This is a genomic window from Streptomyces sp. LHD-70 (assembly GCF_031157275.1).
Classification (GTDB): domain Bacteria; phylum Actinomycetota; class Actinomycetes; order Streptomycetales; family Streptomycetaceae; genus Streptomyces.
In genome coordinates this window covers 32,880-45,688 of record NZ_JAVIFW010000033.1, presented here as the reverse complement: position 1 = coordinate 45,688, position 12,809 = coordinate 32,880, and the positions used below count along the sequence as shown (strand labels likewise).

Below are 12,809 nucleotides of genomic sequence, written 5' to 3'. Positions count from 1 at the left end.
TAGATTGCAGAGCCAACTGGTCCGGCGAGAAGCACCAGAACCGGTCCCTTTGATGGGTCCAGGAGGAAATCGCCGCGTAGGCGACCGTTTACGTCCCGTATACGACCGGTTTTACGGCCGGTTGCGCGACCGGCTGGGTCACCCGTCCTGTACGGCCGGTGAGGTCACCGGTGGTGCGCCCAGGGGGCGGACCCGGTCGCGCGCACATCCCGTCCGGCACAGGCCGCGAGAGCTCAGGAGGCATGCCATGCCACGCACGTTGATCGAGGTCGACCGGGAGTCGAGCGAGCCGCTGTACCGGCAGATCCGCAAGGCCATCGAGCACGGCATCGCCGTGGGGACGATCGACTCCAGCCGTCGGCTCCCCTCGTCCCGCGAGCTGGCGCGCGAGTTGGGCCTCTCCCGGAACACCGTCAACGCCGCCTACCAGGAGCTGGTGGCCGAGGGTTTCGTCGAGAGCCGGGTCCGCCAGGGGATCTTCGTCAACCGCGAGATACGCGCGTACTGCACCGCCGAGGAACGGCCCGCGACCCAGCGCTTCGACTGGGCCGCGCGGCTGCGCGGGCACCCCGAGGACACCCTGCCGCATATCGAGAAGCGGCCCGACTGGGCCCGCTATCCGTACCCGTTCCTCGCAGGTCAGGTCGACCTGCGGGCGTTCCCGGCGCGGGACTGGTCGCGGGCGCTCAACAAGGCGCTGTACCAGCCGCACGTCCAGTACAGCCTGCAGGACGGCATCGCGGCCGACGACCCGCTCCTGGTCGAGATGGTCTGCCACCACCTGCTGCCGGCCCGCGGGGTGGAGGCGTCGCCGGAGGAGGTGCTGATCACCGTCGGCTCGCAGCAGGGGCTCGACCTGCTGAGCCGGGCGCTGCTCGGCCGGGGATCCGTGGTGGCGGTGGAGGATCCCGGCTATCTGGACGCCCGGCACATCTTCGTACGGGCGGGGGCCTCGCTGCTGCCGATCAGGGCGAACGAGGCGGGGCTGATGCCGGCGAAGAGCCTGGCGGGCGTGGACCTGCTGCATGTGACGCCCAGTCACCAGCATCCGACGAACGCGACGTTGAGCATCGGTCGCCGACGGGAGCTGCTGTCCCTCGTCCGGGAGAGCGGGACGGTGATCGTGGAGGACGACTACGACAGCGAGTTCCGCTACCAGGGCAGCCCGACGCCCGCGCTGAAGGGCTTGGACGAGACCGAACAGGTCGTCTATCTGGGCACGTTCTCGAAGTTCCTCGCACCGGGGCTGCGCATCGGGTACCTCGTGGGCTCGCGGGAGCTCGTCCGGGAGCTGCGCGACCTGCGCCGCTACTCCGTGCGGCACCCGTCCGGGCACATCCAGCGCGCCCTGGCCCTGCTCATCGAGTCCGGGGAGTACCACCGGGCGGTGCGCAGGTACCGGGGCCAGCTGATGCACAAGTGGGAGGCGGCGAGCCGGGCGGTCAACACCTATCTGCCGTGGCACACGACGCCGCCCCCGGGCGGGGTGAGCCTGTGGATGTCGGGGCCGCCGGAGCTGGACTGCCGCCGACTCGTGGACCTGGCGCAGGAGCGCGGGGTGCTCATCGAGCGCGGCGACATCTACTTCCTGTCGGAGAACCCGCCCCTGAACCACTTCCGCATCGGCTTCGCGGCACCCCCGCTCTCCGTGATCGACCCGGGCATCCGCATCCTGGGGGAACTGGTCGACGGGGCGATGGTCGCGTAGGGGAAGACGAGTCCTACCGGCGGGGGTGGCGCGCGAGCAGCGTGACCGTCTCCCGGATCATCTCCCTGCCGGTGGTCCGGGACGGGTCGAGGGCGTGGCAGTTGCTGTAGTAGGGGCTCAGGTCGAGCCCCACGCCGAGGCCGTGGACCTCGACCTCGCCGGACCGTTCAAGGCCCGCGACCACGTCCTTGAGGTGGTGGTCCAGGTAGTGGCGGTCGTTGACCAGATGGGTGGCGGTGTCCATGGGGCTGCCGTCGGACAGGACGACAAGGAGCCGCCGCCGCTCCGGCCGGGCCTGTGCGCGCCGCGCGGCCCAGGCCACCGCCTCGCCGTCCACGCCCTCGCGGTACAGGTCGACCTTGAGCAGCGCGGCGATGTCCCGGCGGGCCCTGCGCCACGGTGTTTCCGCGTCCTTGAACACCAGGTGGCACTGCTCGTTGAGGCGGCCGGGGTGTGCGGGGCGCCCGGCGCGCAGCCAGGCGCGGCGGGCCCGGCCGCCGTTCCAGGCGCCGGTGGTGTAGCCGAGGATCTCGCAGCTCGCGCCGGCCTGTTCGAGCGCTCGGGCGAAGATATCGACCAGCATGGCCACCGGCTCGCCGTGCTCCTTCATGGAGCCCGAGCAGTCGATGAGGAACGTCACGAGGGCGTCGGGAACGGGTGCGATGCGTTCGGTCCGGAAGAGGCGGCGCTCGCTCGGCGAGCTGATCAGCCGGGCCAGGAGGCGCCCGTCGACCTGGCCCTCCTCCTGGCCGCTGTCCCAGCCGTCGCGTACGGGGTCGGCGAGCAGCGCCGTCAGCTCGCGGGCGAGCCGGCCGACGTTCACGCCCTGCGCGGCGATGCGCCGGTCGAGCCCTTCCCGGTACTCCCTGAGCAGCTCCGGCCGGACCAGCCGGCCCGCGGGGTGCTGCCGGTCGTAGGCGGTGGTGAAGACGCGGTACCCGTCAGTGGCGTCCTCCAGTACGCGGCTTCGGCCCCGGGAGGCGGTGCCGAGCTGCTCGTCGTCGCCGAAGTCCGTCAGGAGGGTGAAGCGGGACCGGTCGTGGGACCGGTCGTCGGGGTCGTCGTCCGCGCGCGCGTCCTCGTCTCCGGCACCGCCCTCGCCTTCGGCGGGCGTGAGCAGCGCGGCCACGGTCCGGGCGAGGGACAGGGCGTGGTCGGCGAACGCGGCCTGGTCGTCCCGGTGCCGCCGCAGCCCGGCGAGGTCGTGCCCGATCGCAGTGGCGAGGGCGGCGCGCGTGTCCTCGATCAGGTCCTCGGTCTCCGCGACGACGGGTTGCGCGGTGATCCGGGAGCGGCATACCTGCGCGACCGTGTAGAGCAGCAGCCCGCGTGCCGTCTCGGTGAGGCCCGAGCGGTGGAAGGCGAGCGACCACTGCTCATGGCGGTGGCGCAGGTTGCGGGCGATGCCGGGCATCGCCGCCGGGGCCAGCGCCTCGACGCGGAACTGCTCAAGCATCTCGAAGACCAGCCGTTCCACCGGTTCGGCAGGGCGCTCCCGGCGATGCAGCCCGGCGTCCGACCGTGTAAGGCGCAGGGCCATGCCGTCGGCCGCGCCCCGGAACGAGCCGAAGTCGTCCTCGGGGGTGGGGTGCAGATGCGGGGCGTGCAGTGGCAGCGGGCGCCGTCCGCGGTGCAGTCGGGGCCCGCGGAACCGCAGGTCGGGGTCGGCGCTGAGGGCTCGTACGGCTGCGGCGCAGAGCTCTTCGACGCGTTGCCGGTGGCGGGGGTCGGCGGGGGCGCCGGTGTGGGCGTCGGTCACGACGCACCCTGGGCCGACTCGGCGGTGAGTGCGTACGACACGTCGAGCTCACGGTCGAAGCAGCGCTGGAAGTACTCGGCGACCACGGCGCGTTCGGCCTCGTCGCACCTGTTGAGGAAGGACACGCGGAACGCGAGTTCGAGGTCGCCGAAGATCTCCAGGTTCTCCGCCCAGGTGATGACCGTACGGGGCGACATCAGCGTCGACACGTCACCGGCGTGGAAGCCCGTGCGGGTCAGGGCGGCGACCGCGACCATCGAGGCGATCAGCTCCGCGCCCCGCTCATCGGCCAGCGACGGGACGCGCGCCCGCACGATCGCCGCCTCCTCCTCCGGCGGCAGGTAGTCGAGCGAGGTGACGATGTTCCAGCGGTCGATCTGTGCGTGGTTGAGGCGCTGCGCCCCGTGGTAGAGGCCGTTGAGGTTGCCGAGCCCGACCGTGTTGGCGGTGGCGAAGAGCCGGAAGTACGGGTGGGGGCTGATGACCTTGTTCTGGTCCATGAGCGTCAACTTGCCGTCGCGCTCCAGGATCCGCTGGATGACGAACATGACGTCGGGGCGGCCTGCGTCGTACTCGTCCAGGATCAGCGCCACGGGCCGTTGCAGCGCCCAGGGCACGATGCCCTCCTGGAACTCGGTCACCTGACGGCCGTCCCGCAGGACCACCGCGTCCTTGCCGATCAGGTCGGGGCGCCCGAGGTGACCGTCCAGGTTGACGCGTACGCAGGGCCAGTTGAGCCGGGCGGCGATCTGCTCGACGTGGGTGGACTTGCCGGTGCCGTGCAGGCCCTGCACCAGCACCCGCCGGTCGCGCAGGAACCCGGCGAGCAGGGCCAGGGTCACATCGGGGTTGAACCGGTAGGCGTCGTCGGTCTCGGGGACGTGCTCGGTGCGCTCACTGAAGGCGGGGACGACCAGCGGCGAGTCGATGCCGAAGACGTCCTTGACGGCGAGCCGCAGGTCCGGCCGGTCGGGGGTGGTCGGGTGGGTCACCGGGTGTGCCATGTGCGGCCCTTCGGGTCGGGTGAGGTCACGGGGTGGCCACAGGTGCGGTCACGGCTGTGGTCACAGGTCGGCGGCGGGGTGGCCACAGGTGCGGTCACGGCTGTGGTCACAGGTCGGCGGCGGGGTGGCCACAGGTGCGGTCACGGCTGTGGTCACAGGTCGGCGGCGGGGGTGCCCTCGGACTCCACGCGGGCGATCGCCTCGGCGGCGCGCTGCAGGGCGGGGAGGAGCTGCAGCGCCTTGTCGGGGGTGAGTCGCATGACGGGGGCCTGGACGGCGACGCACAGGTTGGCGCGTCCGGGCACGAGTACGGCCACACAGACCAGGCCGGGCAGGAACTCCTCGTCGTCGAGGGCGTAGCCGTTGCGCCGGACGCGCTTGAACTCCTCCTCCAGCGCGTCGAGTTCGGTCACCGTCGTGGGCGTGTACTGCTTGAGCGGGGCGTGGGCCAGGAGTTTGCGGCGCTGGGCCGGGCTCATCTGGGACAGGATCATCTTGCCGCTGGCGGAGCAGTGGACGGGGACGCGCGAGCCCGGCCGCAGGTAGAAGCGCAGCGGCTCCGGGGTCTCGACGCGGTCGAGGTAGACCACCTCGTTGCCCGAGAGCGTGGTGATGTTGCAGCTCTCCCCCAACTCCTCGACGAGGTTGCGCAGTACGGCGTGCCGGGCGCCGTGGTGGGTGGCGTTCAGGAGCAGGTTCTCGGCGAGGCGGCGCAGCCGCGCGCCGGTGCCGTAGTGGCGGCCGTCCGCCTGGCGGATGAGGAGCCCGGCGGCCTCCAGCTGCTGGAGCATGCGGTGCAGCGTCGGCTTGGGCATGCCGGTCTCCTCGACCAGGCCCTGCAGCGAGACCAACTGGTCCTTGGCCGCGATCAGTTCGAGCAGCGAGAACAGGCGCATCGTCGGCGTATCGCCGTTCAGCGCGGTCGGATCGGGCTCGCGAGTCAGGTCCACGACTCCCCCACTTGTAGGGATCACAACGATTCAGGTTCCGGAATTTAGGCTAGCAGATCTCGTTTTCCCGAATGTTTCGTTGACGACCCCGGTGAAGCACCCTACAGTCCAGCCAGATCCTGATTTCAGGAACGCCACGTACCGATTTCTTCATCTGATGAGCCTGTCGAAGGAGTGGAACCATGAGTGAGAAGCAGACGGACGCCAGCCGTGCCGTCGTCACCGGCGTCCAGAAGATGACCCCCTCGGAGGCCTTCGTCGAGACTCTGGTGGCCAATGGGGTCACCGACATGTTCGGCATCATGGGCTCGGCGTTCATGGACGCCATGGACATCTTCGCCCCGGCCGGCATCCGCCTGATCCCGGTGGTCCACGAGCAGGGCGCCGGCCACATGGCCGACGGCTACGCCCGCGTGAGCGGCCGGCACGGCGTCGTGATCGGCCAGAACGGCCCCGGCATCAGCAACTGCGTCACCGCGATCGCCGCCGCGTACTGGGCGCACAGCCCGGTGGTCATCGTGACCCCGGAGGCGGGCACCATGGGCACCGGCCTGGGCGGCTTCCAGGAGGCCAACCAGCTGCCGATGTTCCAGGAGTTCACCAAGTACCAGGCGCACGTCAACAACCCGAAGCGGATGGCCGAGTACACCGGCCGCGCCTTCGACCGGGCCATGTCCGAGATCGGCCCCACGCAGCTCAACATCCCGCGCGACCACTTCTACGGCGAGATCGAGGCCGAGATCCCGCAGCCAAGCCGCCTCGACCGCGGCCCCGGCGGCGAGCAGAGCCTGAACGACGCGGCCGAGCTGCTCGCCACCGCCGAGTTCCCGGTGATCATCTCCGGCGGCGGTGTGGTCATGGCCGACGCCGTGGAGGAGTGCAAGGCGCTCGCCGAACGCCTCGGCGCCCCCGTGGTCAACAGCTATCTGCACAACGACTCGTTCCCGGCGAGCCACCCGCAGTGGTGCGGACCGCTCGGCTACCAGGGCTCCAAGGCCGCGATGAAGCTGATCTCCCAGGCCGACGTGGTCATCGCCCTGGGCTCTCGCCTCGGCCCGTTCGGCACGCTGCCGCAGCACGGCATGGACTACTGGCCCAAGAACGCGAAGATCATCCAGATAGACGCCGACCACAAGATGCTCGGCCTGGTCAAGAAGATCACCGTCGGCATCTGCGGCGACGCCAAGGCCGCGGCCTCGGCCCTCACCGAGCGGCTGACCGAGAAGGCCCTCGCCTGCGACACCACCCGCGCGGAGCGCGCCACCAAGATCCAGGCGGAGAAGGACGCGTGGGAGCAGGAGCTCACCGCCTGGACCCACGAGACCGACCCGTTCAGCCTCGACATGATCGCGGAGCAGGAGCGGGAGGAGGGCGACTGGCTGCACCCGCGCGAGGTGCTGCGCGAGCTGGAGAAGGCCATGCCGCCGCGCGTCATGGTCTCCACCGACATCGGCAACATCAACTCCGTGGCCAACAGCTACCTGCGCTTCGAGGAGCCCCGCTCCTTCTTCGCGCCGATGAGCTTCGGCAACTGCGGCTACGCGCTGCCGACCATCATCGGCGCGAAGGCCGCGGCCATGGACCGCCCGGCCATCGCGTACGCGGGTGACGGGGCCTGGGGCATGAGCATGGGCGAGATCATGACCGCCGTACGCCACGACATCCCCGTCACCGCCGTGGTCTTCCACAACCGGCAGTGGGGCGCGGAGAAGAAGAACCAGGTCGACTTCTACAACCGCCGCTTCGTTGCGGGCGAGTTGGAGAGCGAGAGCTTCGCCGGGATCGCCCAGGCCATGGGCGCCGACGGCATCGTCGTGGAGAAGCTGGACGACGTCGGCCCGGCGCTGCGCCAGGCCGTCGACGCCCAGATGAACGAGGGCCGGACCACGGTCATCGAGATCATGTGCACCCGCGAGCTGGGCGACCCGTTCCGCCGCGACGCGCTGTCCAAGCCGGTCCGGTTCCTGGAGAAGTACCAGGACTACGTCTGACCGGTCGACGGCACGACAGCCGGCGGCCCCGGCATCCCGATCGGCCGCCCGCAGCACAACCCGCCCACCCGGCTGCCCTGCTCTGTGCGGCGGGTCCCGTACCGCGGGCGTGCCCCGGCGCCGTGTGCGTTCCCTCCTCGGGCATGCGGCGCCGGACCGGCCGGACCAGGCACGGACCTGGTCCGGCCACGCCGGTCGGCGCGGTGTCCCAGCGCGAGAACGCGTAACCCTCCGCCGTCCTCCCTCCCAACGGAGCCCCGAACCATGCTCGTTGATCCGCTCGCCCCGGCGCGGCCGCCCGCAGGACAGGCCGGGCCCGCCGTACACCACCTGGTCGAATCGTGGGCCGCACGGCTGCGCCGGTGCGACCGCCGGCCGCGCGTCGCGCTCGCCGACGGGACCGATTCGCGGGCCCTGTGGGCCGCCGCCCGCCTCGCCGCCCAGGGCGCCGTCACCCCGGTCCTGGTCGGCGACCCCGCCCGCGTGCAGGCGCTCGCCGCCGACATCGGGCTGCAACTACCGGACGACCCCGACGTGTTCGACATCCTCGACCCCGCCCGGATGGCAGCCGACCCCCGCTATGCGGACACCCTCGGCGCCGCCCTGGACGCCCGCCGCCGACTCTCGGCCGGCGAACGCCGCGAACTGGCCGCCGACCCGCTGTACCTCGCCGCCACGGCGCTGCGCCTCGGCGACGTGCAGGCCTGCGTCGCGGGCAGCACCCGCCCCACCGCGGACGTGCTGCGGGCCGGGCTGTACGTCGTGGGCCTGGCGTCCGGCATCCGCACCCTCTCCAGCAGCTTTCTGATGGTCCGTCCGGACGGCCGCACCCTCGCCTACGGGGACTGCGCCGTGGTCGTCGACCCGGACCCGGCACAACTCGCCGACATCGCCCAGGCCACCGGCGCCACCTACCGCGCGCTGGCGGGGGAGGACCCGCGGGTCGCCTTCCTGTCGTTCAGCACCCGCGGCAGCGCCTCGCATCCACGCGTCGAGCGGGTACGCGAGGCCGTACGACTGGTCCGTGCCGCCGCGCCCGACCTGGCCGTCGACGGCGATCTGCAGTACGACGCGGCGGCGGTCCCCGCCATCGGCCGGTCCAAGGCACCCGCCTCACCGGTCGCGGGCAGCGCCAACACCTTCGTCTTCCCGAGCCTGGAGGCCGGCAACATCGGCTACAAGATCGCCCAGTGGGCCGGTGGCGCCGCGGCCATCGGCCCCCTGCTGCAGGGCCTGGCGGCGCCGCTGCACGACCTGTCCCGGGGCTGCTCGGGCTCGGACATCGCGGCGATCGCGCTGGTGGGCGGGTTGCAGGCGGTGGAACGGGCGGCTCCTGCGGCCGACCCGGCCCCCTCGGCCGCTTCGGCCGCTTCTGGCGCTTCTGCCCCTTCTGCCCCTTCGGCCGCGTCCCTCCCTTCGCCCCCTTCGGCCGCTTCGACCCATCCGACCTGTCCAGCAACTCCGGTTGACCCCAGCGCACCCGTCTCGTCGCATCAGGAGGAGTCCACCCCATGCCGCTGACCCGTACGCCTGCCCCGGACGACATCCGCCTCGCCGTCCTCGACCTCGCCGGTACCACCGTCACCGACGCCGGGGCCGTCGAGGAGGCCTTCGCCCACGCCCTGCGCCGGGCGGGGGTGGCCGAGCGCTCGGAGCGTTGGGCCCGCATGACGGAGCACGTCCGCGCCACCATGGGCGAGTCCAAGATCGCGGTGTTCCGCCACCTGTTCGGCGATGACCGGGCCGCCGAGGAGGCCAACCTGGCCTTCGAGCAGGCGTACGCCGAGCTGGTCACCGGTGGCCGCTGCGCGCCGATTCCCGGCGCCCGAGGGGCCGTTGAGGAACTCCGCTCGGCGGGCGTCGCCGTCGTACTGAACACCGGCTTCTCCCCCCGCACCCGGGACGGTCTGCTCTCCGCCCTCGGCTGGCAGGACCTGGCCGACGCGGTCCTCTCCCCGGCCGACGCCGGGCGCGGCCGCCCGTACCCGGACATGGTCCTGACCGCACTGCTGCGCACCGAGGCCCCGTCGGTGCGGCAGACCGCCGTGGTCGGAGACACCCCCTACGACATGGAGGCGGGCCTGCGCGCGGGCGCGGGTCTCGTCGTCGGTGTGCTGACCGGAGCCCACGACAAGGACGACCTGCGAACGGCGGGCGCGCACCACGTCCTCGACTCCGTGGCACAGCTCCCCGGCCTGCTCCGGGAACGCTGAACAGCACGCTCCCGGGGTCCCGCGCGGGGACCGCGTCACGAGCGAACAATTGCGGCGTGCTCCCGTACGAGGAGCACGCCGCAGTCGTGCGGGCTGCGGGGCGGCGCCGGCGCCACGTGACGGGCCGGGCCCCGCCCCCCTCACCACTCCCCCGGTCACCCTTTCTTGCCGCGGCGTCTCGTCACGGCGAGGAGTTCCGCGGCGGGCCCCACGAGGGTGCGCCCCGTGGCCCAGACCGCGCGCAGGACGCGGCGCAATTCGATGCCCTCGACCTCCACCGGCAGCAGCCGGCCGTCGGCGAGGTCGGCGCGTACGGCGAGTTCGCTGATCACCGCCGGGCCGGTGCCGGCGATCACGGCGTTGCGTACCGCGGTCGCCGAGCCCAGCTCGAGGAGCGGCAGCGGCTCGCCCACACCGGCCTTGCGCAGCGCCTGGTCCAGCGTTTCCCTGGTGCCCGATCCGCGTTCGCGCAGCACCAGCGGTGCGGCGGCGAGCTCGGCGATGCCCAGCGGGCGGCGGCGCCGCGTCCAGGGGTGCCCCGGCGGGACCACCACGAGCAGCCGGTCGCAGGCGACCTGACAGGCGGTCAGCCCTGTCGGTGCCAGCGGTGACTCGACGAACCCGAGGTCCGCCGCCCCGCTGCGCAGCAGCTCGGGGACGTGCTCGCTGTTGGTCACCTGGAGGCCGATGTACAGCTCCGGCCTTGTCCGGCGCAGTTCGCCGATCCAGCCCGGGACCAGGCACTCGGCCACGGTCATGCTGGCTGCCACCCGCAGCTCGGCGTCCCGCTTCGTCCGGAGCGCCTCCGCGCCGGTCAGCAGCCCCTCCATCTCCTGCTGGACCCGCTGGGCCCAGCCGGCCACCGCCCGGCCCGCGTCGGTGAGTTGCGACCCCCGCCGCGTCCGGTCCACCAGGACCAGGCCCAGCTTGCGCTCCAGCATGGACAGCCGCTTGCTCGCCGACGGTTGCGCCAGTCCGAGCTGCGCTGCCGCACTGCTCAGGCTTCCCGCATCTCCGACCAGGACGAGCAGCCGCAGGGACTCCAGATCAGGCAACTGGCTCATGGCTCCAGGGTATGGGCCGGATCCGGTCCGGAGTCATATCGGTTGGCTATGACCTCCTCACTAACTCGGGGCTACAACCGCGCTACGGAGCGTCCCAGAGTCGAGGCCATGAGCGAAGATCTGGACCGTCAGGTCACCCCGTCGAAGGCCGAGTCCGCGTCGGCGGCCCCGCCCTCCGGGCACCACCCCGAGCCGCCCCGCCCGTCCACGAGCACCACCACGGGCACCAGCACGAGCAGCATCACGACCACGAGCTCAGCGGGAGCGGCCGCTCTCGTACCGGGTCTCGCCCTCGCCCTGGCCATCGCCGTGGCGGCCACGGCGATCGGCAAGGTGTTCCCGCTAGTCGGCGGCCCGGTGGCCGGGATCGTTCTCGGCGTGCTGATCGCCGCCCTGCTGAAGCCGGGCCCACGCTGGCGTCCCGGCATCGCGTTCGGCGCCAAGCGGGTCCTGCAGATATCGGTCGTCGTACTGGGCTCCCAGCTGTCTCTGACGCAGATGGTCCAGGTGGGCGTCAGCTCGCTGCCGGTGATGATCGGCTCGTTGGTGATCTGTCTGGCCTGCGCGTACGGCATCGGCCGCTGGCTCGGCGTCGTCAGGGACCTGCGTACGCTGATCGGCGTGGGCACCGGCGTCTGCGGCGCGTCGGCGATCGCGGCCACCGCCCCGGTGATCCGCGCGGCCGGCGTCGATGTGGCCTACGCGGTCTCCACCATCTTCCTGTTCAACGTCGCGGCCGTGCTCACCTTCCCCTTGATCGGCCACCTGCTCGGGATGAGCCAGCAGAGCTTCGGCCTCTTCGCGGGCACGGCGGTCAACGACACGTCCTCCGTGGTCGCGGCGGCCGCCACGTACGGTCCGATCGCTTCGAACCACGCGGTCGTCGTCAAACTCACCCGCACCCTCATGATCATCCCCATCTGTCTGGGGCTTGCCTGGCTGGTGCGGCGCCGCGACCGGGCCGCGTCGGACACCGCGGCCGGTCCCCGGCTCCGGGTGGTCAAGCTGGTGCCGGTGTTCCTGGTCGGCTTCCTGCTGATGACCGCGGCCAACAGCCTCGGCCTCATCCCGGCGGCCGCCCAGCCCGCACTCAGCGAGCTCTCGGTCTTCCTCATCACCGTCGCGCTCGCCGCCACGGGGCTCTCCACCGACCTCGCCGGACTGCGCCGCACCGGCCCGCGGCCGCTCGTCCTCGGCGCCTGCCTGTGGATCGTCGTCTCCGTCACCAGCCTCGTCCTCCAGTACCTGACCGGAACCCTGTGACCGAACCCCGCGGATGAACGGCCGACCGGCCCCCACCCTGTGCATCGGTGGGGGCCGGTCGGCCTCGTGCTCGTGCGGGGTCAGGCGGCGGGCGCGCCGTTCAGACGGAAGTGGACCTTCTCGACGTCCGAGGCAACGCCCAGGGCCTTGAGGTCCTTTCCGTCGACGCGCCCGTCACCGTTCAGGTCCTTCACGACGTCGGGGGCGTCGTCGTACACCCCGTTGTGGTCGAGGTCGTCGACCACGGCGACGGTCAGGACGGTGTCGACGTCCTTGCCCATGATGGAGTCGCCGACGATCCAGGTGTCCCACAGCCTGGTCGCGTCGGCGGTCCGGTCGCTGATGCCCGTCACGTTGAACAGGTCGGCCAGGTTGGTGCCGGGGCCGGCGAACTTGCGGTCCGGGTCGTCGATCGTCGTGGAACCGAGGACGACCAGGCCGGGAAGACGGTCGTCCTGCCCGGGGGAGAACGTGCCGGGCAGGGGCGGCACGTTGTTGTGCCCGGCCGGGCCGGTGAGCTGCGCGCCGCTGAACCCGGCCCGGCGCAGCCCGTCCGGGCCGCCGGGGTAGGAGACCTCCAGGTCCACGAACCAGCCCTTGCCCTCGGCTCCGGCGACGTCGCCGCCGGCGGGGGCGAACACCTCGACCTCGACGGGCCGGTCGTCCTTCGGCCGGGCAACGGAGCCGGACTCGGAGCCGGACTCGGGGGCGGCCACGGCGGACGCGACCGCGGTGGCCGCGGCGATCACCCCGGCAGTGGCGGCGGCGGTGAACAGGGTGCGCTTGGACAGCTTGTTACGCATGTCTACTCCTCGTGTGCTGATGGGGTACGGGGTCTGCGGTACGGGATGTGCTGG

Annotated in this window: 10 protein-coding genes; 5 read left to right on the top strand and 5 right to left on the bottom strand. The window is 71.9% G+C overall.

What is annotated here, in order from left to right; all coding sequences use genetic code 11:
• Positions 1-247: 247 nt before the first annotated feature.
• Positions 248-1,708 (top strand): PLP-dependent aminotransferase family protein, encoded by a 1,461-nt coding sequence (locus RCO28_RS36875; RefSeq protein ID WP_308945750.1) that lies wholly within the window; start codon positions 248-250, stop codon positions 1,706-1,708.
• A gap of 13 nt (positions 1,709-1,721) precedes the next feature.
• On the opposite strand, the gene RCO28_RS36870 is transcribed toward RCO28_RS36875, so the two are convergent.
• The 3 genes from RCO28_RS36870 to RCO28_RS36860 form a co-directional block, all read right to left on the bottom strand.
• Positions 1,722-3,467 carry a cobalt chelatase gene (locus RCO28_RS36870; RefSeq protein ID WP_308945749.1) on the bottom strand — a complete coding sequence of 582 codons (1,746 nt, stop codon included), beginning with the start codon at positions 3,465-3,467 and terminating at the stop codon, positions 1,722-1,724.
• Positions 3,464-4,471, bottom strand: coding sequence for an AAA family ATPase (locus RCO28_RS36865; RefSeq protein WP_308945748.1), 1,008 nt, complete (start codon positions 4,469-4,471; stop codon positions 3,464-3,466). The genes RCO28_RS36870 and RCO28_RS36865 overlap by 4 nt, the downstream gene beginning before the upstream one ends.
• A 152-nt stretch (positions 4,472-4,623) precedes the next feature.
• Positions 4,624-5,421: an IclR family transcriptional regulator gene (locus RCO28_RS36860; RefSeq protein WP_308945747.1), complete on the bottom strand. Its 798-nt coding sequence runs from the start codon at positions 5,419-5,421 to the stop codon at positions 4,624-4,626.
• A gap of 182 nt (positions 5,422-5,603) precedes the next feature.
• Between RCO28_RS36860 and xsc the strand changes: the two genes are divergently transcribed.
• The 3 genes from xsc to RCO28_RS36845 all read left to right on the top strand — a co-directional run bounded on the left by xsc (position 5,604) and on the right by RCO28_RS36845 (position 9,625).
• Entirely contained in the window at positions 5,604-7,412 is a 1,809-nt protein-coding gene (xsc, locus tag RCO28_RS36855; RefSeq protein WP_308945746.1) for a sulfoacetaldehyde acetyltransferase, read from the top strand.
• 264 nt (positions 7,413-7,676) lie between these two features.
• Positions 7,677-8,933: a phosphotransacetylase gene (locus RCO28_RS36850; RefSeq protein WP_308945745.1), complete on the top strand. Its 1,257-nt coding sequence runs from the start codon at positions 7,677-7,679 to the stop codon at positions 8,931-8,933.
• Positions 8,924-9,625 carry a phosphonatase-like hydrolase gene (locus tag RCO28_RS36845; RefSeq protein WP_308945744.1) on the top strand — a complete coding sequence of 234 codons (702 nt, stop codon included), beginning with the start codon at positions 8,924-8,926 and terminating at the stop codon, positions 9,623-9,625. The genes RCO28_RS36850 and RCO28_RS36845 overlap by 10 nt, the downstream gene beginning before the upstream one ends.
• Before the next feature lie 155 nt (positions 9,626-9,780).
• Here RCO28_RS36845 and RCO28_RS36840 read toward each other — a convergent pair whose 3' ends face one another.
• On the bottom strand, positions 9,781-10,689 hold the full coding sequence (locus RCO28_RS36840; RefSeq protein ID WP_308945743.1) for a LysR family transcriptional regulator: 909 nt from the start codon (positions 10,687-10,689) through the stop codon (positions 9,781-9,783).
• Positions 10,690-10,797: 108 nt separating this feature from the next.
• Here RCO28_RS36840 and RCO28_RS36835 point away from each other — a divergent pair, with 108 nt between their 5' ends.
• The gene (locus RCO28_RS36835; RefSeq protein ID WP_308945742.1) at positions 10,798-11,952 is read left to right on the top strand and encodes a YeiH family protein; all 1,155 of its coding nucleotides are present in this window, start codon (positions 10,798-10,800) and stop codon (positions 11,950-11,952) included.
• A gap of 80 nt (positions 11,953-12,032) precedes the next feature.
• Here RCO28_RS36835 and RCO28_RS36830 read toward each other — a convergent pair whose 3' ends face one another.
• Entirely contained in the window at positions 12,033-12,755 is a 723-nt protein-coding gene (locus RCO28_RS36830) for a hypothetical protein (protein ID WP_308945741.1), read from the bottom strand.
• Positions 12,756-12,809 lie beyond the last annotated feature (54 nt).